This is a genomic window from Alcaligenes sp. EGD-AK7, from assembly GCF_000465875.3.
Taxonomy (GTDB): domain Bacteria; phylum Pseudomonadota; class Gammaproteobacteria; order Burkholderiales; family Burkholderiaceae_B; genus Alcaligenes; species Alcaligenes phenolicus.
Map to the genome: position 1 here is coordinate 249931 of NZ_AVOG02000045.1, position 22663 is coordinate 272593.

A 22663-nucleotide genomic window follows, 5' to 3' on the forward strand; every position below is an offset into this window, starting at 1 on the left:
CAAAAATGGCTCTCTTGCCTTGCTCCAAAAGGAGTAGCCCAGAGAGCCATTTTTTTAGATACCTTGCCAAGCCTTCGCGCCACTACGATCTGCAAAACAGCGTAGCCAAATGCAAATCGCCTGACCACGCAAGCATCACACACTACCCAAGAGCCTGTACGGCCTGCAAGGCCTTGAACGCACCGTTACGCCCTTTCAGTGAACTCCAGCGAAGAGGAGAAGCTGCCGGCCCTATTTGCGCACCTGAGGTCGCATACCGACCTTGACGGGAACGTCCAGCTCCTTGCCATCGCGCAACACGCTTAATGTCACGGTCTGCCCGGGTTGCACTGGGCCAATCTGATTGAGCAGGCCAATTGAATCGGCCACCTGCTGACCATTCAAGCGCAACACAATATCGCCCACCTGCAAATGCGCCTCGGCAGCCGGACCGTGACGTTGCACACTGGCAATAATCACACCTGCATCACTCTTTAGTTTGAAAGACTTGATCAGGTCCGGGGTAATGTCCTGTGGCTCCAGGCCCAGCCAGCCGCGCGTCACTTCACCATTACGGATAATTTCGTTCATGATGGCCAGCGCAGTCGAGGACGGAATGGCAAAACCGATACCCAGCGAACCGCCCGTTTCGGAATAAATAGCGGTATTGATTCCCACCAGACGGCCAACCGCATCCACCAGGGCCCCACCCGAGTTGCCGGGATTAATGGCGGCATCGGTCTGAATGAAGTTTTCGTAAATATTGATGCCCAGGCGATTGCGTCCCAAGCCGGAGACAATGCCCATCGTCGTGGTCTGACCCACTCCGAAAGGATTGCCAATGGCCAGCACCACATCGCCCACCTGCAACTGATCCTGTTCCTGGGTCTGGATCACAGCCAGCTTGGGCAGATCCACTTTCAGCACGGCCAGATCGCTTTCAGGGTCCGAGCCAATCAGACGCGCCTTGGCCTGACGTCCATCCGATAATGCCACCTCGATGGCATCAGCCGCTTCAATCACGTGGTAATTGGTCAGGATATAACCCTGCTCGTGTACGATCACGCCCGAACCCAGGTTGATTGTGGAGCGGCGACCCATCAAGTCGGGCAGTTCGCGAAACAGGCGCTGCAGATCAGGATCTTCCAGCAAGGGGGAATTGCCTTCCAAATGCTTGCTGGTGTACACATTAACGACCGCCGGCGCGGCGCTAGTGACAGCCGAGGCATACGACAGCGGGCCATCCTGCTCCATAGCAGCCGCGGGGACCAGGGGCGGAACCGGTGCAGGCAAAACCACCGTATTCGTAGAACGGACGGGAGCCTCGGGCGCGCCCACCCACTGCGGTCGCAGCGTCACTACAATAAAAAAGCCCGCCAGACAAATTGTCACCGCTTGAGCAAACACTAGCCACAATCGACGCATAGCACTCTTTCAGATAAGGATTTCCATGACTCAGGTTTCAACAGCCGAACTGGCCAGCTGGCTCAATAGCACCTTGGATGTCGCCCGTTTCAAGGACTATTGTCCCAATGGGCTTCAGGTCGAAGGCAAGCCCTATATTGGCAAACTCGTCACCGGCGTGACGGCCTCGCTGGCACTGATTGATGCCGCTATTGCCCGCCAGGCGGACGCAATTTTGGTGCACCACGGCTGGTTCTGGAAAAACGAAAACCCGTGCATTGTAGGCGCCCGAAAAACTCGTATCGAACGCGTCCTGACGCATCAGCTTAACCTCCTGGGCTATCACCTGCCCCTGGACGCTCACCCTGTCCTGGGCAATAACGCCCAGTTGGCTCGCCAGTTAGGCATCGAGGTGCTGCGCGACGCAGACGGCGTGGCACAAACCTGTGGTCCGGATGGACTGGTCTGGCTGGGTGAACTGCCAACCCCAGTTTCACTGGAAACATTCAGCCTGACAGTTTGCAATAATTTACAACGGCAGCCACTGGTTGTTGGCGATTTACAACGGAAAATCCGCCGAATAGCTTGGTGCACAGGAGGGGCACAGGGCTTTATTGATAGCGCCATCGCTGCGCAGGCCGATCTCTACATCAGCGGCGAGGCGTCGGAACAGACATTTCACAGTGCGCAGGAAAACAATATTGCCTTCATGGCAGCCGGCCATCACGCAACCGAACGCTATGGGGCCAAGGCTTTGGGCGAAGAAATCGCTCGCCAGTTTGGCATAGAAGTGGAGTTCATCGATCTGGATAACCCGATCTGATTTCATCAAAAACCCGCGCATATGACCTTGAACAAGCTTTAAAGCGCCACAGGCTAGACAAGCCCAGGCCCTGAAAGGCTAAAATCAGGCATCCGGCGCGGGCAAACTTGACCCTGCCGGTGGGTTTACATAAACAAAAAGGTGCCGAAAGGCACCTTAAAGCTTTGATAAGTCCGGGCTTTTATTTTTTCAGCGAATCCCTGATCTCGCGCAGCAAGATGACGTCTTCAGGGGTTGGTTCGGGTACGGCCTCAGCAGCTTCAGCCTTGGCCACGGTGGCACGCATACGGTTAATCATCTTGACCATGCAAAACACCACGAAGGCCAGCAAGATGAAGTTGATGAAAATGGTCAGGAAGTTACCCCACGACAAAACAACAGCACCGGCCGCATTCAGAGCTTCCAGGGTTTCTGGGCCGGTAAAGCCCTCTGGTGTACGCAAGACCGTGAACTGGTTGGTAAAATCCACTTCGCCGCCAAGGATGAAACTGATGACGGGCATGACGATGTCTTTTACCAGCGAGTCGATAATCTTGCCAAAAGCAGCGCCAATAATGACACCGACCGCAAGGTCCATCATGTTGCCCTTAACTGCGAACTCCCGGAATTCGTTCAGGAAACCTCGAGCCTTGTTCATATGTTCACCTTTGATCAAGTTATGCTGCGCTGGGTAACGCGTATAATGTGCGGTTGAATAATATACCCAGGCCCAAATCCGTAAATTGTGGTATTGCCCGAGTCGGGCAGGAATAAGGATACTAGAATGAGTCAGAATACGACACAGCCCGATGCCATAGGCGCGGTTGATTTCAATCTTCCGCCCGATCCTTCGCGCCGCACCTGGGTCGCCACCGCCTGTGCATTAGGTGGTGTCGCTGGTGTGGCGACAGCTGTTCCCTTTGTCAGCTCCTTTGCTCCTTCCGAGAAAGCAAAAGCGGCCGGCGCTCCCGTAGAGGTCGATATTTCCAGTATCGCCCCCGGTCAGATGCGCACCGTGGAATGGCGCGGGAAACCCGTCTGGATTCTGCACCGCACCAAAGAGCAGCTGGACGCACTGCCCAAGCTGGACAGCCAGCTGGCCGACCCTGACTCGGATCGCCCCGGTTACACCCCTGCGTACGCCAAGAACGAATACCGTTCGCGTCGCCCTGAAATCTTTATCTGTATCGGTATCTGCACCCACCTGGGGTGCTCCCCTACCCCGCATCTGGCTGCTGGCGCTGGCGCTGGTCTGCCCGGTGGTTGGGAAGGCGGCTTTCTGTGCCCCTGCCACGGCTCCACGTTCGACCTGGCCGGCCGCGTCTACAGCAACAAGCCTGCTCCAGACAATCTGGAAATCCCGCCCTACGAGTTCTCGGCTGACGGCACGATGGTTACCATCGGCGTAGACGAAAACAACAAGGCCTAAGGCGGCTGTAACCCAATACGTACTATTTAAAAAGATAAAGGAGCCGTTTCATGGCTGGCGAGAAAACCGTCGAAACGACAGGACTCTTGGGATGGATTGACAGGCGTTTCCCCCTGACATCCATGTACAAAGAGCACATGTCAGAATATTACGCGCCGAAGAACTTCAACTTCTGGTACTTCTTTGGCTCTCTGGCACTGCTGGTGCTGGTTATCCAGATCGTGACTGGTATTTTCCTGGTCATGAACTACAAGCCAGATGCCAAGCTGGCCTTTGAGTCGGTTGAATACATCATGCGTGAAGTGCCCGGTGGCTGGATCATCCGCTACATGCACTCCACAGGCGCTTCCATGTTCTTCGTGGTGGTGTACCTGCACATGCTGCGCGGCTTGTTCTACGGTTCTTACCGCAAGCCACGTGAACTGGTCTGGATCTTTGGCGTTGCCATTTTCCTCTGTCTGATGGCTGAAGCCTTCATGGGCTACCTGCTGCCATGGGGCCAGATGTCCTACTGGGGCGCCCAGGTGATTGTTAACCTGTTCTCGGCCATTCCTTTCATTGGTCCTGACCTGGCTATTTTCATCCGTGGTGACTACGTGGTGTCCGACGCCACCCTGAACCGCTTCTTTGCTCTGCACGTGATTGCGGTGCCTCTGGTCCTGCTGGGTCTGGTTGTGGCTCACCTGATCGCTCTGCACGAAGTGGGTTCCAACAACCCCGACGGTGTGGAAATCAAGAAAGGCCCCAAAGACGCTCAAGGTCGTCCTTTGGATGGCATCCCCTTCCACCCTTACTACACCGTGCATGACATCCTGGGTGTGGCGGGCTTCCTGATTGTGTTTGCCGCGATTGTGTTCTTTGCCCCTGAAATGGGCGGCTACTTCCTGGAGTTCAACAACTTCAGCCCTGCCGATGCACTGAAGACTCCTCCGCACATTGCTCCTGTCTGGTACTTCACGCCGTTCTACTCCATGCTGCGTGCCACGACTGCCGACTTTACCTGGGTTCTGGCCGGTGCTTCCGTGCTGGGTGCTCTGGTGCTGTTCGTCAAAGGCAAGCTGCCCGGTATCTGGCGCCTGGTCGTACCCGCTGTCCTGATCGCTGTTGCTGTGCTGCTGCGTGTTATCGACGCCAAGTTCTGGGGCGTGGTGGCCATGGGTGGTACGGTCGTGATCCTGTTCTTCCTGCCTTGGCTGGATAAATCGCCTGTGAAGTCGATTCGCTACCGTCCTACCTGGCACAAAGTGCTGTACGCGATTTTCATCATCAACTTCCTGATCTTGGGTTACCTGGGCACACAGGCTCCGAACGACTTGTTCAACCTGCTGAGCCAGATCGGTACGGTGATCTACCTGGCCTTCTTCCTGCTGATGCCAGTATGGAGCCGCATGGGTACGTTCAAACCCGAACCTGATCGCGTGACTTTCCGCCCTCACTAGGCCCCCAACACGAAACGGAATGACCATGATTAAGAAACTGCTTGGCGCTCTGGCCTTGTCCCTTACCTGCACGGTGGCTGGTGCCGCCGAAGGTGGCTATGCCCTGGAGCGCGCGCCCGACCGCATGAATGACATGGCGGCGTTGCAAAATGGCGCAAAACTGTTTGTGAACTACTGCCTGAACTGTCATAGCGCCAACTCCATGCGCTACAACAAGCTGACAGACATCGGCCTGACCGAAGAGGACATCAAGAAAAACTTGCTGTTCTCCTCGGACAAGGTGGGTGATCTGATGAAGATCGCCATGACCCCCGAAATGGGCAAGAAGTGGTTTGGCGCTGCTCCTCCGGACCTGTCCGTGATTGCGCGTGCCAAGTCCACCAACCTGGGCCCTAGCGGCGCGGACTACATCTATACCTACTTGCGCACTTTCTACCGTGATGCATCCCGCCCAACCGGCTGGGATAACCTGGTCTTCCCAAGCGTGGGTATGCCTCACGCCATGTGGGAGCGCCAAGGTGGCGTCACCTTGCACCGCACGACCGTGGCCCAGGAAGCCAAGGACGATGGCAGCAAGGAATGGGTCAAGACCACAGCCACCTACGATCCAGCCGGTTTCTCCGACGTCAAGAAAGAAGTATTGGCCGATTACACCGGTCACGCTACTGACACCGTCAAGCTTGAGCCTGTTAACGCCAAGGCTGCTGCCAAATACGACAGCGACGTGGCCGACCTGGCCAACTTCATGGACTGGATGGCCGAGCCTGTGCAGCTGGAGCGCAAGAAAATTGGCGTGGGCGTGATCCTGTTCCTGCTCTTGTTCTTTGCCGTTGCATGGCGCCTGAACAGCGTTTTCTGGAAAGACATCAAGTAAAACGCTATGCTAGACGGGCAGGCCTAACTAGCCTGCCCGGCTTTTTATTGTTAAAACCCCTTGCAGGGTTTTAAATTCTGAGCCGTGAGGCTCTTGTTTTTATTTCTACGACTGGAATCTCCTACCATGATGGTGCTCTACTCTGGAACAACTTGCCCATTCTCACAGCGCTGCCGTTTCGTGTTGTTTGAAAAAGGCATGGATTTCGAGATCCGCGACATCGACTTGTACAACAAGCCTGAAGATATCGCCGTCATGAACCCCTACGGACAGGTGCCGATCCTGGTAGAACGTGACCTGATCTTGTACGAATCGAACATCATCAATGAATACATTGATGAGCGTTTCCCGCATCCTCAGCTGATGCCTGCGGACCCCACCATGCGCGCCCGCACACGCCTGTTCCTGTACAACTTCGAAAAGGAACTGTTTGTACACGTGGCCGCCCTGGAAGACCGCCGCAACGCGGATGCCAAGGCACAAGAACTGGCCCGTCAGCAAATCCGCAACCACTTGTCGCAGCTGGCTCCCATCTTGCTGAAGAACAAGTACATGCTGGGCGAAGAGTTCTCCATGCTGGACGTGGCGATCGCTCCCCTGCTCTGGCGCCTGGACCACTACGGTATCGAACTGCCCAAGAGCGCCGCTCCTGTACAAAAGTACGCCGAGCGCGTGTTCTCGCGTCCTGCTTACATTGAAGCACTGACTCCTTCCGAAAAAGTCATGCGTCGCTAATCCACTATGCAAGAAACCTCGACCAAGCCTTACCTGCTGCGCGCGCTACATGAATGGTGTTCCGACCACGGATACACCCCACACATCGTGGTCACGGTAGACGCCAACACGGTTGTTCCACGCGGCCATATTCAGGATGGACAAATCACCCTGAATATCGGACATCTGGCCACCAATGGCCTGATCTTGGGCAACGACTACATTGAATTCCAGGCCCGCTTTGGCGGCGTCACGGAAGACATTTTCGTACCCGTGGCAGCTGTATCGGCCATTTACGCACGCGAAACAGGCGCTGGTATGGGTTTTGAGGTGGTGGAGTCCGAGCCTTACGCAGAAGGTGACACACCGGACGCCGCTCCTGAAGCTGCACCGGAAGCTCCCGCTGCCAAGAAAGACGCTGACAAGGTCTCGCACCTGAAGATCGTCAAATAAGGCGCGTTCGACGCAGACAAAAATAGAGCCCCGCATGGGGCTCTATTTATTTGGGTTCCAAGCTCGGCATTCACCCTAGCTTTGGCTTTAGCTTGGCTTGGCTTGGCTTGGCTTGGCTTGGCTTGGCTTGGCTTGGCTTGGCTTGGCAGATCAGTATCAGCTGCTTAAACCACCTCAGGGAATACTCAGCTACCTAACGCCACTGAAAATATTTCCCGAACCTCCAGCCCACCATCTACCCTTGTACTGCCTCCGCTTGATTACGGCGACGCCCAGACGCCACACGCCACTCCAGCAGGCTCTTGAGCATCACGGACACAATCGCGAACACCGCCAGCAGCGCAGCCGCTGTAAAGGCCGCTGCAGCCTTGTTATCGTTGTTCAGCTGATCCACCAGCAAGGACAAGGTCAAAGTCTGATTCATGATGGTGCCCGACACCACAGACACGGCCCCAAACTCCCCAATCGCACGGGCATTGGTCAACACTACTCCATAGAGCAAGGCCCATTTGATATCCGGCAGCGTCACATGCCAGAAGATCTGCCAACCGTTCGCACCCAGACTTAAAGCCGCCGCCTGTGCATCCGAACCCTGAGCCTGCATGACGGGAATCAGGATGCGGGCCACATAAGGCGTCGTCACAAAGATAGTGACCATCAAGATACCCGGCCAGGCAAACATTAATTGAATATCACGCGCGCTTAGCCATTGCCCCAGGGACGACTCCACACCGTAGACCACCAGGTAACACAGGCCCGCCACCACCGGAGAGACCGCGTAAGGCAAATCCACCAAGGTACTTAGCAGACGACGACCACGGAACTGGTAATGCGTCAGACACCAGGCCAGCAAGATGCCAAAGACCATATTCAGGGGCACCGTCAGCACCGCCACAAACAGAGTCAACCCGATGGCATGCAGCATATAGTCCTCTTGCAGATTGCTCCACAAGGCAGGCAAACCATCGCCCAAGGCTTTGGAGAAAATCAGTACCAAGGGGACTACCAGCAGCCCCAGCACCAACACAATGCCCAAGGCCAAAATCAGGCGGTCTGCCGTGCTTTTAGGTGTTTTTCTCATGGTGCCCTCCGCTGCCAGCCTAATAGACGATTCTGCACCATCTGCAAGGTGAACAAGAGCAGCAAGGATGCGATCAAGATCACCGAGGCAATCGCGGCAGCGGCCGGGTAATTGAACTCTTGCAGCCGCACAAAAATCATCAGGGACGACACTTCAGTTTTGAAGGGAATATTGCCCGCAATCATGATGACTGCGCCAAACTCACCCAGGCTACGAATAAAAGCTTGAGACGCTCCAGTCACCAGAGCAGGAATCAGCGGTGGGAACACCACCTTGCTAAAGGTCTGCCAGCCACTGGCACCCAAGGTGTGGGCAACCTCTTCATACTCGGCACCCAGCTCTTCAATCACGGGCTGCACGATACGCACCACAAAGGGCAAACTGGTGAACGTCATGGCCAAAACAATACCGGGGTATTGATAAGCAACCTTCCAACCCTCCGGCAGAAACTGGCCAAACCAGCCACCAGGCACAAATAGCGTCGCCAAGGTCAAACCTGCTACCGACGTTGGCAAGGCAAACGGCAGGTCCACCAAAGCATCAATCAGACGGCGCCCCGGAAACTCAAAGCGCGTGATAATCCAGGCAATGATGAAGCCCACCACACTGGCAATCACAGTGGAGTAAAAAGCGGCACTGATCGTGACCTGATAACTGCTGACAACGCGTTTATCAGTCACCGCACGCCAGTAATCGGCCAGACTCATGTCACTGACGTACATGAACAAGGCCGACAAAGGCAGCAGCACAATAATGGACAGGTACAGGACGCTAAAGCCAAAGCTCAGTCCAAAACCCGGCATGACGGGGCGGCGCAGAAAGAAGATGGGCTTTAGCGCAGCCTTCGCCCCGGAATCCTGCGCCCCGCCCACAAGAGTACGACTCATGAATTACTTGGCCAGCAACTGGTCCAACACCCCATTAGCAGCAAAATGGCGGCTCTGGATGTCAGTCCAGGAACCCAGAACATCAGTAGGATTGATCAGCTTGACCGGCGCGTACTTGGACTCGAACTCCTTGGCCACGGCAGGATCCGTCACACGGTAGTTGAAACCAGCCAGCAGGCGCTGAATCTCGGGGGTGTACTGGAACTTCAGGTATTCGGTTGCTTCCTTGCGAGTGCCTTTCTGGTCGACCACACGGTCCACCACCGCTACCGGGAACTCGGCCAATACGCTGACAGGGGGCACCACCACTTCCAGCTCGCTGCCCTTGAACTCATCGCTGGCAGCAATATTGATCACTTCGGATTCAAAGGTCAGCAAAACGTCGCCCTGACCATTCTGGGCAAACGCCACGGTCGCACCACGACCACCTGTGGGGAAGCTTTCTACATTCCCCAGCACCTTGCCGACAAACTCCTTGATCTTGGCTTCGTCACCGCCGAAAGCCTCATTGGCGTACAACCAGGACGCCAAATAGGTGTAGCGGGCATTACCCGAGGTCTTGGGGTTCGGGAACACCAGCTTCACATCGTCACGCACAAGATCGTCCCAGGACTTGATGTTCTTGGGATTGCCCTTGCGCACCAGAAAAGCGATGGTGCTGTAGTAAGGCGAGCTGTTGTTCGGGAACTTGCTGGCCCAATCCTTGGCAACCGCCCCGCGCTCGGCCAGGAATTCAATATCAGTAACCTGGTTGAAGGTGACAGTGTCTACTTTCTTGCCCTGGATAATGTCCTGGGCTTGACGAGAGGTCCCAGCAAACGACTGGTCAATCTTGATGTCTTCACCAGTCGTCGCTTTCCAGTGTTCAACAAACTTGGGGTTGATCGCCGCAAAGGTCTCTCGCGCCACGTCAAACGAGGCGTTCAGCAAAGAAACCTGGGCACTGACCGTGCCACCCAGCAAAGACGCCAACAACAAGGCAGAGCCAACAACAGACTTCAATTTCATGGTGTTCCCCAAAGGTCCCGGACGCGGCCTTCGGAGCCCGTCACTGATGTTCAATCGCGTGCTATCTATATAAGCGCAGCTTGGATAGATCAGATTATGGGTAGGGGAAAAGGCATTTAAAACGACATTTTCATCATGCTCTTATAACCAGAACCTATCTATTGGCTGGGCTGGCGTGGTGTGCACCACAGCAATATTTTTCTGATGATTGCTTCTTGGCGAAAAACCCGGCTATAATCGTCAATTCGCCGGCTTAGCTCAGTTGGTAGAGCAGCGCACTTGTAATGCGAAGGTCGAGGGTTCAACTCCTTTAGCCGGCACCACGAATAAAACAAAACGCCAAGCTTTTGAAAGCTTGGCGTTTTGTTTTTCTGCTGTCGGGATCTTGCCTTTACTCTGGCGGGAATGCTTCGTACTGAGACAGATCATCAGTAATCTCATGCCAAGATGCTTTCGAACCTACGAACACATGGCACGTGGGACGCGCACCAGGGTCATCATCCAATACACCTAGCGCCAAGCCTAGCTCCCCCGGCTTCTGATCAAACTTGGTCAAAATATTTGATCCACACCGAGAGCAAAAGCCACGGTGTTCCCCTGGCGAGGACTCATAAAAGCGCAACAGCTCCTGCCCGCGAAGCCAATGAAAGTCTTTAGTCTTTACCTTGCCCCGCGCCCTGAACGCAGAACCATGAGACTTGCGACACATACGGCAATGGCAATAGAGCAGATCCGTAATGGAGCCGGTGATATCAAAGACCACGCCTTGGCAAAGACAGCTTCCTTTCACAAATCCCCCCAGGTAAACTTCTCGATGCTGATTTCAGCAAGTATCTGACACCTTAGTCGGTAGAGGATACAAGACATTGGGCCAAATCTGCCGGACATGCAGCCCCCAACAGAATCATCGTTCGCTCCAGTTCCTGGGCGATCAAGCTAAGCACCTGTGCAACACCCTGTTCGCCACCTTGAGCCAAACCATAGGCAACGGCGCGCCCCAAGAATGCACCACTTGCTCCGCAAGCAACGGCTTTGGCGACATCCGAACCTCGCCGAAAACCACTATCAATAAACACTGGCATCTGCGTTTTGACGACATCCATGATTTGCGGGAGGACACTGATTGTTGAAGGTGCGCAGTCCAGTTGTCGACCTCCATGATTGGAAACGATCAGCCCATCTACTCCGTAGCGCAGGGCCTGCCGCGCGTCTTCAGGGTGCAGCACCCCCTTGATCAATAAGGGGCCATCCCATTTGGAACGCAACCAGGAGACATCGTCCCACACTAAGCGGCGGTCCATGCTCCGAGCCAGCAGTGCCGCCTGCGCCTGGGCAGATGTGGCTCCTTCCGTAGGCATCAGGTTGACGAACTGGGGTTGCCCGGCCAAGGCCTGACGCCACAACCAGCGGGGCTGCGACGCCATATCCAGCAACAAGCGGGGACCGGGACGAAACGGCAATTTGAAGCCATGGCGTATGTCCTTTTCTCTATACCCACCTACGGGCACATCGACGGTCAAAACCAGGGCCTCGAATCCAGCCTGGCGGGCACGATCCAGAATGGAATTGGCCATGCCCCTGTCTTGCATCACATACAACTGCATCCAGCATGGGCCTTCGCAGACTTCACGCACTTGCTCCAAGGGGCTGTTGGAGGCTGTAGACAAGATGTACGGCAAGCCAGCCTTGCCTGCGGCACGTGCAGCGTGCAGATCCCCACGAGGGCGCACGACATCGATCAGGCCAACAGGGGCTACGCCAAAAGGCGCTGACCATCGTCGCCCAAAGACCTCTATCTCTGTTGAAAGTGCCGAAGTGTCACGCAAACTGCGCGGCGATAAAGTCAGAGCCTGCAAATCTGCCTGATTACGAGTCAGACAAAGTTCGTCTTCTGCCCCGCCTGCAACATAGTCATAGACAAAACGGGGCAGGCTGCTTTGAGCCGCTAACTGAAAGTCCTGAATGCTGAGCCGCATGATGCAAGCTGTCTCCCCACCTGATGCCGGGCATTCAAGGCCCGATTCAATTTAATTGTTTAAGCATCAAGTATATGACTGAACGCATCGCTCCATACAAGGAAAATACATCTAATTGACGGGGAAGCTTGTGCCAAGACCAGGGGACCAGAGTAATACGCCATCACCCTGGTTGGCACCAGACGCCCTATTTACAGACTCAGCATTGAGTCATCATCTGAAAGCAGAGTTGTTGCTCCAAACCTGCCAATGCGTGGTCCTTTACGAACCCTAGACCCCTTATAGCCTCACCGGCGTCACCAGCTCCCCTTCCTTGACGAAGCGCTCCACATTCTTCAACACCAGCTCACACATGGCCGCCCGGGTTTCACGGGTTGCGCTCCCTACATGAGGCAATACCACGACCCGATCATTGCTCAGCAATTCGGCAGGCACTTCAGGTTCGTTCTCGAACACATCGAGCCCTGCTCCTGCCAATTGGCCGTTTTCAAGAGCGGCGACCAGTGCTTTTTCATCCACGACGGAGCCGCGGGCGACGTTGATGAGGTAACCATCAGGCCCAAGAGCTTTCAAGATCTCGGCAGACACCAGGTGATAGGTTTCCGGGCTGCCGGGGCACGCCACGATGAGGAAATCGCACCATTGCGCCAAGGCCAGCAGCGAAGGCTCGTGCTGCCAAGGCAACTCGGGTTTGGCGCTACGTGTGTGATAGCGGATCTCCATGTCAAAGCCGATCGCGCGACGTGCAATCACCTGTCCGACTCGGCCCATGCCCACCATGCCCAGACGCTTGCCGCTGACCCGCGTGCTTGGCATGGTGGGGCCGACACGCGGCCAGTCACCACGCCTAACGTGACGGTCAGAAGCAGAAATGCCCCGCACCGTATCGATTAGCAAGCCCATGGCCAAGTCGGCCACGCAATCGTTGAGAACATCCGGCGTATTGCTCAGCATCACCCCACGCGCACGGACGGCATCCAGGTCGATGGCATCGTAGCCAACGCCCAAGCTACAAATCGCTTTCAGGTTTGGCAAGGCATCAATCAGTGCCTTGTCTGCACCCTGCGTTCCGGTGGTGATCAGCACCGTGAATTCAGCTCCGTGCTCACGCAAGAACGCCGCTTGATCAGGCGCATCGCTCAGGGTTTCGACCGGGCACAAGGCGGGCAGTTTGCCCGCCAGCGGTGATGGCAAGGGGCAGGCTTGAAGAATTTTCTGGCTCATGGTCATCATTCGCTCGTAAAAACGTCGAAATCGACTTGTTTCAACAGTGCATTGCTCTGGCGTATGACATGCCCCGCAGCGGCGGCTTTACGGCGATAGGCCAACCAGCGGGGGTCAGCCTCCAAGGCATTACGACGGGCCTCTCGGTCAGCCATATCTTCGTATGCCCACAGGTGCACCACCTGATTCAACTCGCCCACTTCCGTGGTGTAGTAACCGTGGCAAGGGCCCAGATGCTCAATCTGTACGGCACGTCCTTCCGTCGCATACAAGGACAGGAAATCGCGCAGCAGGCCGGTGGGAATGGTGTAGGTTCTTTGGTCGATAATCATATTGCGATTCCGTTTTTATCCAAGGTATTTGGGCAAAAGCAGTGAGATGACCGGGAAGGCCAAAAGCACGGCCAGGCGGAAAACATCGGCTACCACGAAGGGAGTCACACCCCGATACAGCGTGCTCATCTTCACGTCGGGCAGCAGGCTTTTCAGGACCATCACGTTCATGCCCACGGGCGGGGTGATGAAGCTGATTTCCGTAACCACCACCACGATGATGCCGAACCAGATCAGGTCAAAGCCCAGGTGCTGCACCAAGGGGTAGAAAATAGGCACGGTCAGCAAGACCATGGACATACTTTCCAACACACTGCCCAGCACGATGTAAATCGCGCAAATCAGCAGAATCACCACGATCGGGCTCATGTCGAACTGTTGCACCCAATCCTGCAAATCGCCAGGCATGGAGGTGAAGTTGATGAAGCTGGAAAACAGCAAGGCTCCGATCAGCACCATGAACAGCATCCCCGTGGTACGCGCCGACTCGACCAGCACGTTGGAAAGCACTTGCCAGGTCAAACGGCCACGCAACAGCGCGAACAGGAAGGCACCACACGCACCAATCCCCGCCGCTTCGGTAGAACTGAAGATCCCGCCGTAAATACCGCCCATGACGATGATGAACAGCACCAGCACGCCCCAGACATCGCGCAACGCAAGCAAACGCTCTTTCCAGCTCATGCGCTCGCCGGGAGGGCCCGCATTGGGGTCACGCCAGATCGTCCAGCGCACCGCCAGAAGATAGAAAATAATGGCCAGCAGGCCTGGCAAAATACCGGCAGCAAACATCTTGCCTATGCTTTGCTCGGTCAAGATGGCATAGACCACCATGACAATAGAGGGCGGAATCAGAATGCCCAGCGTGCCACCGGCAGCGATGGAACCGGAAGCCAGCGCACGGCTATAGCCCAGTCTGCGCATTTCCGGATAAGCCACCTTGGACATGGTGGCCGCTGTTGCCAGGCTGGAGCCACACACCGCACCAAAGCCACCACAGGCCACCACCGTAGACATGGCCAAACCGCCTTTACGATGGCCTAGGAAGGCATACGCCGCGGCATACAGTTCTTTGGACAACTTGGCTTGAGTAATGAAATTACCCATCAAGATGAACAGCGGCAGTACGGACAGCAAGTACTGAAAACCGCTTTCACGCACGACCGAGCCGGTCATGGCATAGGCAGAGGGCCAATTGCGCATGATGCCAACGCCAATAAAGCCCACCAGGGCCATGGAAAACGCCACCGGTACCCGCAGGAAGATCAAGAGGAGCATGGCTGCAAAGCCAATCAGTGCTTCAGTCATTCTGTGCCTCTTCTTCCAGATGGGCGGTGTCTGCGTTCAGATCCCGGCGAAGCTGAGCCAGCTCCACGATGGTGTTGACGAACAGCATGATGCTCATGAAATAAACAACCGGAGCCAATGGCAGCCCCAGCAAAGTGGTCTGATCCAGGTATTCGGCCGCCGACTCGGCTTGTGTCCAGCTGACCATGGCCAGCAAGGCACTGATTCCAGCGGCCAGCAGGTGGCTGGTGACATGGACGACACGGACACCCTTCTCCCCACCAAGAATAGGCACTAAATCAACAACAACGTGTTCACGCTCCATGGTGGCAAACACGATGCCGCAGAAAATGACACCTACCATCAGTATTTCGGTCAGCTCTACCGCCCCCATGACCGATACGTTGAAAATGTAGCGCCCTAATACATCAGCCAGAGTCAGCAAGGCCAGCGAGACCATGCATAACTCGGTCAAACGTCGAAGACCCGCTCTTAATAAAGAGAGAATGGAGTTCATGCTTTGTAGCTCCGGGACTGCTGGCGCACGAGGCGCACAGCAGGTTCAAGACAGTCTGCGTGTGCTGATCAATTCGCGCTTTCCCGCTGCTTCAGGTCGGCACGGAACTCGGCCAGTACAGCAGGCCCGTCTATGCCCTTGGCCTTGGCGGCATCCAGCCATGCCTGCTCGAAGGATGCCGTGCGCTCTTTGACGGCGGCAATCAGCTCATCGCTGGCAGGGTGAAACTGCACCTTGTGCTCTTCCAGGATCTTCATGGCGGCCACGTCTGCATCCCCCCAGGCCTTGCCGCCCAGGCGAGCAATATGCTCACCGGACAGGCTCATCAGAATCTCGCGGTCTTTTTCAGACAAACGATCAAAGGCGCTCGGGTTCATGATGATGCCGTGCAGATCCGCATAGAGGCCACCGGGAAAAACCGTGGCGTGCTTGACCACCGTATCCAGGCGGAAAGAGGCCACAGACTCGGGCGGGAACAGCACGCCGTCCACCACGCCAGTGCTCAGCAGCTCATACGATTCGGAGGCGGGCTTCACAACCGCGTTCACCTTCAGGGCCTTGGACAAGTCGGCCTGCATGCCACCACCAATGCGCAGCTTCAGGCCCTCGAAGTCGGCAATGTTCTGTACCTGCTTGTCAGTGGTGTAGACGCTGCCTGGGCCATGACCATAAATGCCTAGCAATTTGATACCGCGATGCTCTTTGGCATCTTGCAGGTACTTGCTATAGATGTCCCAGGCCGCCAGCGAAGTAGACTCGGCGCTATTGCCCGAGAACGGCAGCATGGCAAACTTCATCAAATCAAAATTGCCGGGGTAATAGGAGTAGGAAATAAAGGCCAGATCCACAATCCCATTGCGTACCGCATCCAGGTGCCCAACCGGGTTGGTCACGGCCTTGGTCAGAAAGTTGATCTTGACGCGCCCTTCAGTGGCCTGCTCCACCTCTTTGGCCCAGGGCTTCATGAAGTTCGCCACCAGCACATGCGTTTGCGGAATCCAGGCAGAGAAAGTCAGCTCCACAGGCTTGTCCGCTTTTGCGGGACCAGCTGCCACTGCCAGGCTGGTTAAGGCCATACCCAACAGGCGAGAAATCCATCGGTTCTTCATGGGGAAATCCTTTTTTGGTGGTAGATCGTTATAGGTATAGTTAGCCAGGCCCGTCAGGAGACAAGGGCCTGCTCAATCAAGGTTTCGGCATCGCCGTCATGGTGCATACCCAACTGCGTGGCGATTGCCGTTGTCAAAGGCGGCCACTGGGCAAACTGCTGGGCAAACTGAGGGTTGGACTGAAAGCTCAATCCCGCATCGGCCCCCCGGCCATAGCGGAATTTGGCAGCCTGTACCAGGTCTGCCACCTGAAGACGCTGGGCGGGAAGATTCCACACCCGACCAGCGGGCAAGCGAGCGGCTTCCAGGCTCGCTGTTGTCAGAAGGTGCTGCACACAGGCGGGCAAGGAAAGCAGCCAGATCCAGCCTTGGGGGCCGATGGGACACTCGTAAGTGCTTCCAGCAGCCAAGGCATGGATCAAAGAGCTGGCAAATGAAGACAAGGCTGTTTCAGCAGTCATGGGGCGGGCAACCACAGTAGGCAAGCGAACCGAGCGGCCATCCAGAAACCCCCGGCGGCTGTAATCGGCAAGCAGCAGTTCCACCATCCGCTTCTGCGTCCCGTAACTTAAAGTGGGTGCGACGGGCGTGTTGTCATCCACATGCTGGGGCAGTGGCGTACCAAAGACACCGATACTGCTGGCATACACCACAACGGGACACTGGCCTTGCTGTCGCAGATGCTCAAACAAGCCTATCGTGCCGTCTATATTGACGCGCAAACCCAGTGCAAAATTCTCTTCAGCCAGCCGACTGGTCACCGAGGCCAGATGGAAAACCGTGTCGGGTGCTGGCGTTAGCACCGCCTCCAGCACGGCTTTATCGGACAAGTCACCACTAATGCAGCGCAGCCCAGGCAGATGGTGATAGCCTTGCTCTTCAAAATCCAGATCCGTCAGCGTCAGGCTTTGAATCTCTTTGGCTTCAAGCAGTTTGGCCGCCGCACGAGCAAGCGCTTGACCGATGTAGCCGTTGGCGCCGGTAATCAAGACGTGCTTCATGGCTTATCTCCCGGCAGCCTGCATGCAAGCAGCATCACGCTGACGTGGCGCAGCCAGCACACCACGATCACGCAAGGGCTGGCACCAAGCCAAACCTTCTGAAGGCAAGCCGCGAGGCTGATACTCGCAACCCAGCCAGCTGTCGTAAGCCAAGGCGGGCAAAGCGGCTACGCCTGCCAGCAAATCATGCTGTGCAAGATCAGGCTCGTAGCGACCATCGGCACCCGCGATCTGCACATAGCCAATCCAGGGAGCACAGACTGCCACGCTGGACGGGACATCCAGACTTTCTTTGACGCAGTGGTAGTAATCAAACTGCAGACGCAGGCGCGGGGAGTTGAAATGCTGGAGCACCTCAATGACCTGCTCGGGCAAATAATAGAAGTACCCGGCCATATCGCTCCGGTTGAGCGCCTCCAGCGTCAGCACCAGATCATCCGCTTCAGCCAGGGCCAAAGCCTGTTCCAGATTACTGAGCAGTGCGGCCCGACAGTCTTGCTGTGCAAAAAGGCTGACGTCACCCGCCATCACATGAATACGGCGGCAGCCGGTAGCCTGTGTCACAGCACGGGCGTGATCAAAGGCTTCCTGAAACTGCGCTTGTGCGCCGGGAATGGCCGCCCAGCCCAAACGGCCCTGCCCCTCGCCTATCGGCGTATTGATCAGTGTCAGTTCCAGCTTGGCGGCTTTCAACTGACTGGCGTACCAGTCGGGTGCATAGTCATAGGGCAGTAAAATCTCGACGCCCTGAAAACCGTCAGCCGCCGCAGCCTCGAAGCGTTCGCTCCAGTCCAGATGCCGATACAACCAGCTGAGATTAGCGGATAGTTGCATGGGAGCCGCCTGTCTTATGCGTCTATCTGGCGAAGGAAGGCGTCACGCTGCTCGGGCAGCACAACGCTGACCAAGGCAGACACTTCAGCCTGACCCAAACCCATGGCGCTTGCCACGCGCAACATTTGCTGCACGCTGGCCGCAACCGGCATAGGCGCACCGCTGTGTTGTGCATTGGCGATCAAGGTGTCGATATCCTTGAGCATGGTCGAGAGCGCACCGATGCTTTTCGCCTGGGCTTCTATCATGCGCGGGGCAAAGATCTGCAAGGGCTTGGAGTCCGCCCAGCCGCCCGCCAGCGCCGGGGCCAGCTTGTCCACATTGATGTTATTGCGCTGGGCAAAGCCAATGGCTTCGGCCAGCGCCGCAATCGAGGTCGCCACGATGGCCTGATTGCACAGCTTGGTCGCCTGCCCGGTACCGGAAGGCCCCATATGCGTAATATTGCCGGCATAGGCGCGCATGGCGGCCTCGGCTTCAGCCATATGGGTTTCACTACCGCCCGTCATGATGGCCAGGGTACCGGCCTCCACGCCGGGAATACCGCCAGACACCGGGGCATCAATCCAGTCCGCTCCGCAGCTTTCCAGCAAACGGGCGGCCAATTTGCGTGTGGCCTCGGGGTCGATACTGGAGTGATCCACCAGCCATTTAAGGCCCGTTGCCTGAGCAATCCCGTCCGCACCGAACACCACAGCCTCGGCAGCCTTGGCATCAAACAGGCATAACAAGACGCCGTCGGTGCCTTCAGCCGCTTCACGTGGCGTGCCCACAATCTGCGCGCCGAGCGCTGCCAGCGGCTCGGCCTTTTCCCTGGAGCGATTCCAGACTTTGACCTCGTGACCCGCTTTCAGCAGGCGCTGCACCATGGCAGCACCCATCAATCCCAAACCGCAAAAACCGAGTTTCATCTTATACGTCCTCAAGCTGCTCTTGCGGCCACTCGGCAGCACCCGAATGAGTCACTGCCCCTTCATTGGTCGGTCCAACCAGGCGTGCGTACTTCTCCAGCGCGCCAGCCAAACGATCTCGTACGAAGGGTTTCCATTGCTCTCTGCGTGCAGCCAGCTCCTCGTCGGACACATGCAGCTGCATGCTGCTTTGCGTGGCATCGATGGTGATACGGTCGCCGTCGCGCACCAAGCCGATGTTCCCACCGGCTGCCGCTTCGGGGCTGGCATAGCCGATACACATGCCGCGTGTCGCACCGGAGAAACGGCCATCGGTCAGCAGTGCCACTTTCTCGCCATTGCCATGGCCGTAAATAGCGGCGGTAACGCTTAACATCTCGCGCATGCCGGGGCCGCCTTTGGGTCCTTCGTTGCGGATGATCAGCACGTCGCCAGTCTCGTAGGCCTGCTTGGACACCACGGCCATGCAGTCTTCCTCGGTTTCAAAGACGCGAGCGCGGCCTTCAAAAACCAGAGACTTCAAGCCGGCAATTTTCAGCAAGGCGCCATCGGGGCACAGATTGCCCTTGAGCACGACCAGACCGCCCGACGCATGGATGGGCTGATCGCTGCTACGCACGATACGGCCATCCACATCGGGGAAGCTCTCCAGGGCTTCGGCCAAGGTTTCGCCGGTAATGGTCAACACATCGCCGTGTAGGTGGCCGCTTTTCAGCAGTGCCTTGAGCACTACAGGCACCCCGCCAATCACGTCCAGATCGCGAGCCAGATAACGGCCACCGGGCTGCAGGTCGGCAATCAGCGGCGTGCGGTTGAACACTTCGGCCAGATCGTCCATGGTGAAACGAATGCCCACTTCGTGCGCAATGGCAGGGATATGCAAGGCCACGTTGGTCGAGCCGCCAGTCGCTGCAACAGCCGCTGCGGCATTTTCCAGACTCTTGCGGGTGATGAGATCACGCGGTAAAGGACCACCGTTTTCCAGAATCTCCATCACGCGGCGACCGGCTCGGCGAGCCAGCGCATGTCGTTGGCTGTAAACCGCCGGGGTGGTCGACGAACCCAGGAAGGACATGCCCAAAGCCTCTGCCACCATACCCATGGTATTGGCAGTGAACTGACCCGGACAGGAGCCCACGGTCATGGCACAGGTGCGCTCAATGCCGTGCAGTTGCTCCAGGGAAATCGCCCCAGTCTGATAACGACCCACACCCTCAATGGCAGTCAGCACCGTGTTTTCAGTGCCATCGGGCGAGTAGCCTGGCAACATGGAGCCACCGTAAATGAAAACCGAAGGGACATTGAGGCGCGCCATGGCCATCAGGGTGCCGGGCAGCGTCTTGTCGCAACCGCCCAAACCAACCAGAGCGTCATAGGCATGGCCACGCACGGCTATTTCCATGCTGTCGGCAATCATCTCGCGCGAGACCAGGCTCATGCGCATGCCAGCGTGGTTCATGGAGGTGCCATCGGACACGGAAATCGTGTTCATCATGACGGGTACGCCACCACCTTGGGCTACACCCAGGCGAACGCTGTCTGCTTGTGGGCCCAGCGATTTGGAACAGGGTGTGTTGTCTCCGGCGGTTCCAATGATGGCGACCATCGAACGGTCCAGATCATCATCGTCCAGGCCTGTTGCACGCAGAAAGGCTCGGTGTGGGGTGCGAGTCACTCCCTCGGTCACTGCTTTTGATCTATGTTTTTTTAGCATGGTCTTTGGTGGTGATGAGTAGTTGAGAGATCGACTTAATCGGCCAGGTCCAAGCGGTCGAAGATCCAGGAAACATCTTCCTGAATGTATTGGCGCGCCTGGGCAAAATTGCCCGCGCGCAGCGCTTTGACGGTGGATTCGTGCAGGTGATCGGCAGAGTCTTCGTTGTGTAGCTGCTCGCGGGTTTCACGCAAGTAAGCGCCCGACTGCAGCCACAGGCTCTCGATCATGGCGAGCATGACGGGAGACTGAGCAGCTCCGTAAATCGTGAAATGAAAGATCCGGTTTTTTTCCAGACTGCTGGCCACGCCTTTGGGCGTGCGGCGCTCTTGGGTGATTTCTTGCGCCAGTTGTTCCAGCTGATCCAGCACGGACGGAGTCAGGAAAGGTCCCGCCCATTCGGTGACGGTGCCTTCGATCAAAACACGGGCGCGGCGAATATCGCTCAGGCAGGCTTTGGTAATCAAAGGGACACGGGTAGTGCCGTTAGGCAAAGGCTCCAGCCCCTGCTGTGCCACCAGACGGCGCAATGCTTCGCGCACGGGCATGGTGCTGGTGCCCAGCGCATCGGCCAGGTACTGAATGCCAAGCACTTGGCCCGCACGGTACTCACCGTGCATCAGCTTGTTACGTAGGGCTTGATAGACCGCTTCGTTGACGGATTGCCGAACGATGGGTTGAAAAGCTTCGAGCGGAGCGCTTGTGCTTGCAGCATCTGAATGTTTCATTAAATTCCGTCACAACGTGAATTCGAGCAAAGATTTGTGATTTTTGATCAATTCTAAGGACGGACTTCTACGACAACAAATCAGAGCTAACCCTTAGCCACCTGATTCGTGATGAGCGACTCGACACGCTTTGTGAGCGAGCCGCGCATCAGCTTTTGCAGAGCACTTGATCAGGCTGCAGAGCCGGCCATTGCTGGGATTGGCAGCGCGTTAAGGCCCTTGAATTCCTGCAAGGAAAAACTGGTCTGCGCTTGCCGAACACCGGGTAAACGATGCAATTTTCGTTGCAACAATTCCGAATAGCTGTCCAGATCCTTGGCCACGACCATCAGCAAAAAATCCGCCGGACCGGCAATGCCGTGGCACATCACCACCTCCGGAATATCGCGCACCGCCTCTACAAATTGCACCGAACGCTCTTCATTTTGAAAGTCCACACTGATGCTGACAAAGGCCACCACGCCATAACCCAGGCCACGACGATCCAGCCGGGCGTGGTAGCCTGAAATAAGCCCGGCTTCTTCCATGCGTCGAATCCGGCGCCAGCAAGGCGACTGCGATATGCCCACTTTTTGTGCCAGCTCGCTTGTTGTCAGCCGGGCGTTTCCTTGCAGCTCGGCCAGCAAACTGCCATCCACCTGATCCAGTTCTATTTGCATAAAAAAACCCGTTTTTTAAGTTTTTCAGAAAAAGTTATGCTTCTATAAAAAACAGCTTGGCGCAAGACCCTTAAATCCATAAGATCAACGCATAAATTTAAGTGGGATGAAATTATGAAACCACAGACCCATTTCAGCTTTACCCCTATGCCCGCCTACTCAGGTGACCGCATCCTGCCGCTGATGGAGACCTTCGGGCAAGATGCATTGCAAACTCCCCTCGGCGCGCAACGCGACTTTGATTTTCTATCGACCCACGCGACCTGTTCCACAGGTCGCGCAGATCATTATTAACGTACCG

The 22663-nt window shown here is 56.3% G+C and carries 25 protein-coding genes and 1 tRNA gene; 8 read left to right on the forward strand and 18 right to left on the reverse strand.

The genetic code is table 11. The annotated features are described in order from the left end of the window. Positions 1–231: 231 nt before the first annotated feature. A complete protein-coding gene (locus N879_RS15515) occupies positions 232–1404 on the reverse strand; it encodes a S1C family serine protease (protein WP_009455472.1) in 1173 nt (390 codons plus the stop codon). A 25-nt stretch (positions 1405–1429) separates the two neighbouring features. On the opposite strand from N879_RS15515, the gene N879_RS15520 reads away from it, so the two are divergent. Next, a complete protein-coding gene (locus tag N879_RS15520) occupies positions 1430–2206 on the forward strand; it encodes a Nif3-like dinuclear metal center hexameric protein (protein ID WP_009455471.1) in 777 nt (258 codons plus the stop codon). 181 nt (positions 2207–2387) lie between these two features. On the opposite strand, the gene mscL is transcribed toward N879_RS15520, so the two are convergent. Next, the gene (gene mscL / locus N879_RS15525) at positions 2388–2843 is read right to left on the reverse strand and encodes a large conductance mechanosensitive channel protein MscL (RefSeq protein WP_009455470.1); all 456 of its coding nucleotides are present in this window, start codon (positions 2841–2843) and stop codon (positions 2388–2390) included. A 126-nt stretch (positions 2844–2969) separates the two neighbouring features. Between mscL and petA the strand changes: the two genes are divergently transcribed. The 5 genes from petA to N879_RS15550 all read left to right on the forward strand — a co-directional run bounded on the left by petA (position 2970) and on the right by N879_RS15550 (position 7094). Further along, the gene (gene petA, locus N879_RS15530; RefSeq protein ID WP_009455469.1) at positions 2970–3614 is read left to right on the forward strand and encodes a ubiquinol-cytochrome c reductase iron-sulfur subunit; all 645 of its coding nucleotides are present in this window, start codon (positions 2970–2972) and stop codon (positions 3612–3614) included. A 50-nt stretch (positions 3615–3664) separates the two neighbouring features. Then, positions 3665–5053: a cytochrome b gene (locus N879_RS15535; protein WP_009455468.1), complete on the forward strand. Its 1389-nt coding sequence runs from the start codon at positions 3665–3667 to the stop codon at positions 5051–5053. A gap of 19 nt (positions 5054–5072) precedes the next feature. Further along, entirely contained in the window at positions 5073–5927 is an 855-nt protein-coding gene (locus N879_RS15540) for a cytochrome c1 (protein WP_009455467.1), read from the forward strand. A 126-nt stretch (positions 5928–6053) separates the two neighbouring features. After that, a complete protein-coding gene (locus N879_RS15545; protein ID WP_009455466.1) occupies positions 6054–6662 on the forward strand; it encodes a glutathione S-transferase N-terminal domain-containing protein in 609 nt (202 codons plus the stop codon). 6 nt (positions 6663–6668) lie between these two features. Then, on the forward strand, positions 6669–7094 hold the full coding sequence (locus tag N879_RS15550; protein WP_009455465.1) for a ClpXP protease specificity-enhancing factor: 426 nt from the start codon (positions 6669–6671) through the stop codon (positions 7092–7094). 235 nt (positions 7095–7329) lie between these two features. On the opposite strand, the gene cysW is transcribed toward N879_RS15550, so the two are convergent. From cysW to cysP, 3 genes are read right to left on the reverse strand one after another with little or no spacing between them, the layout of a single operon-like run. Next, on the reverse strand, positions 7330–8175 hold the full coding sequence (cysW, locus tag N879_RS15555; protein ID WP_009455464.1) for a sulfate ABC transporter permease subunit CysW: 846 nt from the start codon (positions 8173–8175) through the stop codon (positions 7330–7332). Then, the gene (cysT, locus tag N879_RS15560; protein ID WP_051359144.1) at positions 8172–9062 is read right to left on the reverse strand and encodes a sulfate ABC transporter permease subunit CysT; all 891 of its coding nucleotides are present in this window, start codon (positions 9060–9062) and stop codon (positions 8172–8174) included. The genes cysW and cysT overlap by 4 nt, the downstream gene beginning before the upstream one ends. A gap of 3 nt (positions 9063–9065) precedes the next feature. Further along, the gene (gene cysP / locus N879_RS15565; RefSeq protein WP_009455451.1) at positions 9066–10070 is read right to left on the reverse strand and encodes a thiosulfate ABC transporter substrate-binding protein CysP; all 1005 of its coding nucleotides are present in this window, start codon (positions 10068–10070) and stop codon (positions 9066–9068) included. Between the two features lie 247 nt (positions 10071–10317). Here cysP and N879_RS15570 point away from each other — a divergent pair. Then, positions 10318–10393 (forward strand) — tRNA-Thr (locus tag N879_RS15570). Between the two features lie 68 nt (positions 10394–10461). Here N879_RS15570 and N879_RS20115 read toward each other — a convergent pair. The 13 genes from N879_RS20115 to N879_RS15630 all read right to left on the reverse strand — a co-directional run bounded on the left by N879_RS20115 (position 10462) and on the right by N879_RS15630 (position 22362). Beyond that, positions 10462–10860, reverse strand: coding sequence for a GFA family protein (locus N879_RS20115; protein ID WP_009455449.1), 399 nt, complete (start codon positions 10858–10860; stop codon positions 10462–10464). Between the two features lie 52 nt (positions 10861–10912). Next, positions 10913–12046 (reverse strand): alpha-hydroxy acid oxidase, encoded by a 1134-nt coding sequence (locus N879_RS15575; protein ID WP_009455448.1) that lies wholly within the window; start codon positions 12044–12046, stop codon positions 10913–10915. Between the two features lie 279 nt (positions 12047–12325). Next, complete coding sequence (locus N879_RS15580; RefSeq protein WP_009455447.1) at positions 12326–13276, reverse strand: 2-hydroxyacid dehydrogenase; 951 nt, start codon at positions 13274–13276, stop codon at positions 12326–12328. Then, positions 13276–13602 (reverse strand): NIPSNAP family protein, encoded by a 327-nt coding sequence (locus N879_RS15585; RefSeq protein ID WP_009455446.1) that lies wholly within the window; start codon positions 13600–13602, stop codon positions 13276–13278. The genes N879_RS15580 and N879_RS15585 overlap by 1 nt, the downstream gene beginning before the upstream one ends. Positions 13603–13617: 15 nt before the next feature. Beyond that, entirely contained in the window at positions 13618–14910 is a 1293-nt protein-coding gene (locus N879_RS15590) for a TRAP transporter large permease (protein ID WP_009455444.1), read from the reverse strand. Continuing rightward, positions 14903–15406 carry a TRAP transporter small permease gene (locus N879_RS15595; RefSeq protein ID WP_039941447.1) on the reverse strand — a complete coding sequence of 168 codons (504 nt, stop codon included), beginning with the start codon at positions 15404–15406 and terminating at the stop codon, positions 14903–14905. Before N879_RS15595 ends, N879_RS15590 begins: the two co-directional genes overlap by 8 nt. A 68-nt stretch (positions 15407–15474) precedes the next feature. Then, positions 15475–16515: a TRAP transporter substrate-binding protein gene (locus tag N879_RS15600; RefSeq protein ID WP_021447249.1), complete on the reverse strand. Its 1041-nt coding sequence runs from the start codon at positions 16513–16515 to the stop codon at positions 15475–15477. A 53-nt stretch (positions 16516–16568) separates the two neighbouring features. Continuing rightward, positions 16569–17516 (reverse strand): NAD-dependent epimerase/dehydratase family protein, encoded by a 948-nt coding sequence (locus N879_RS15605; RefSeq protein ID WP_009455435.1) that lies wholly within the window; start codon positions 17514–17516, stop codon positions 16569–16571. A 3-nt stretch (positions 17517–17519) separates the two neighbouring features. Continuing rightward, entirely contained in the window at positions 17520–18350 is an 831-nt protein-coding gene (locus N879_RS15610; RefSeq protein WP_009455434.1) for a hydroxypyruvate isomerase family protein, read from the reverse strand. A gap of 14 nt (positions 18351–18364) precedes the next feature. Next, positions 18365–19261, reverse strand: coding sequence for an NAD(P)-dependent oxidoreductase (locus N879_RS15615; RefSeq protein WP_009455433.1), 897 nt, complete (start codon positions 19259–19261; stop codon positions 18365–18367). 1 nt (position 19262) lies between these two features. Beyond that, entirely contained in the window at positions 19263–20975 is a 1713-nt protein-coding gene (ilvD, locus tag N879_RS15620; RefSeq protein ID WP_031232959.1) for a dihydroxy-acid dehydratase, read from the reverse strand. Between the two features lie 35 nt (positions 20976–21010). Then, complete coding sequence (locus N879_RS15625; RefSeq protein WP_009455428.1) at positions 21011–21703, reverse strand: GntR family transcriptional regulator; 693 nt, start codon at positions 21701–21703, stop codon at positions 21011–21013. 170 nt (positions 21704–21873) lie between these two features. Then, entirely contained in the window at positions 21874–22362 is a 489-nt protein-coding gene (locus tag N879_RS15630) for an Lrp/AsnC family transcriptional regulator (RefSeq protein ID WP_009455426.1), read from the reverse strand. Between the two features lie 114 nt (positions 22363–22476). Between N879_RS15630 and N879_RS20490 the strand changes: the two genes are divergently transcribed. Beyond that, on the forward strand, positions 22477–22656 hold the full coding sequence (locus tag N879_RS20490) for a hypothetical protein (RefSeq protein WP_021447252.1): 180 nt from the start codon (positions 22477–22479) through the stop codon (positions 22654–22656). The last annotated feature ends 7 nt before the right edge of the window (positions 22657–22663 follow it).

Coding starts and splice junctions, on each gene's coding strand:
- N879_RS15515 (WP_009455472.1), bottom strand. CDS start 1,404: ATGCGTCGATTGTGGCTAGTGTTTGCTCAAGCGGTGACAATTTGTCTG.
- N879_RS15520 (WP_009455471.1), top strand. CDS start 1,430: ATGACTCAGGTTTCAACAGCCGAACTGGCCAGCTGGCTCAATAGCACC.
- mscL (WP_009455470.1), bottom strand. CDS start 2,843: ATGAACAAGGCTCGAGGTTTCCTGAACGAATTCCGGGAGTTCGCAGTT.
- petA (WP_009455469.1), top strand. CDS start 2,970: ATGAGTCAGAATACGACACAGCCCGATGCCATAGGCGCGGTTGATTTC.
- N879_RS15535 (WP_009455468.1), top strand. CDS start 3,665: ATGGCTGGCGAGAAAACCGTCGAAACGACAGGACTCTTGGGATGGATT.
- N879_RS15540 (WP_009455467.1), top strand. CDS start 5,073: ATGACCATGATTAAGAAACTGCTTGGCGCTCTGGCCTTGTCCCTTACC.
- N879_RS15545 (WP_009455466.1), top strand. CDS start 6,054: ATGATGGTGCTCTACTCTGGAACAACTTGCCCATTCTCACAGCGCTGC.
- N879_RS15550 (WP_009455465.1), top strand. CDS start 6,669: ATGCAAGAAACCTCGACCAAGCCTTACCTGCTGCGCGCGCTACATGAA.
- cysW (WP_009455464.1), bottom strand. CDS start 8,175: ATGAGAAAAACACCTAAAAGCACGGCAGACCGCCTGATTTTGGCCTTG.
- cysT (WP_051359144.1), bottom strand. CDS start 9,062: ATGAGTCGTACTCTTGTGGGCGGGGCGCAGGATTCCGGGGCGAAGGCT.
- cysP (WP_009455451.1), bottom strand. CDS start 10,070: ATGAAATTGAAGTCTGTTGTTGGCTCTGCCTTGTTGTTGGCGTCTTTG.
- N879_RS15575 (WP_009455448.1), bottom strand. CDS start 12,046: ATGCGGCTCAGCATTCAGGACTTTCAGTTAGCGGCTCAAAGCAGCCTG.
- N879_RS15580 (WP_009455447.1), bottom strand. CDS start 13,276: ATGACCATGAGCCAGAAAATTCTTCAAGCCTGCCCCTTGCCATCACCG.
- N879_RS15585 (WP_009455446.1), bottom strand. CDS start 13,602: ATGATTATCGACCAAAGAACCTACACCATTCCCACCGGCCTGCTGCGC.
- N879_RS15590 (WP_009455444.1), bottom strand. CDS start 14,910: ATGACTGAAGCACTGATTGGCTTTGCAGCCATGCTCCTCTTGATCTTC.
- N879_RS15595 (WP_039941447.1), bottom strand. CDS start 15,406: ATGAACTCCATTCTCTCTTTATTAAGAGCGGGTCTTCGACGTTTGACC.
- N879_RS15600 (WP_021447249.1), bottom strand. CDS start 16,515: ATGAAGAACCGATGGATTTCTCGCCTGTTGGGTATGGCCTTAACCAGC.
- N879_RS15605 (WP_009455435.1), bottom strand. CDS start 17,516: ATGAAGCACGTCTTGATTACCGGCGCCAACGGCTACATCGGTCAAGCG.
- N879_RS15610 (WP_009455434.1), bottom strand. CDS start 18,350: ATGCAACTATCCGCTAATCTCAGCTGGTTGTATCGGCATCTGGACTGG.
- N879_RS15615 (WP_009455433.1), bottom strand. CDS start 19,261: ATGAAACTCGGTTTTTGCGGTTTGGGATTGATGGGTGCTGCCATGGTG.
- ilvD (WP_031232959.1), bottom strand. CDS start 20,975: ATGCTAAAAAAACATAGATCAAAAGCAGTGACCGAGGGAGTGACTCGC.
- N879_RS15625 (WP_009455428.1), bottom strand. CDS start 21,703: ATGAAACATTCAGATGCTGCAAGCACAAGCGCTCCGCTCGAAGCTTTT.
- N879_RS15630 (WP_009455426.1), bottom strand. CDS start 22,362: ATGCAAATAGAACTGGATCAGGTGGATGGCAGTTTGCTGGCCGAGCTG.
- N879_RS20490 (WP_021447252.1), top strand. CDS start 22,477: ATGAAACCACAGACCCATTTCAGCTTTACCCCTATGCCCGCCTACTCA.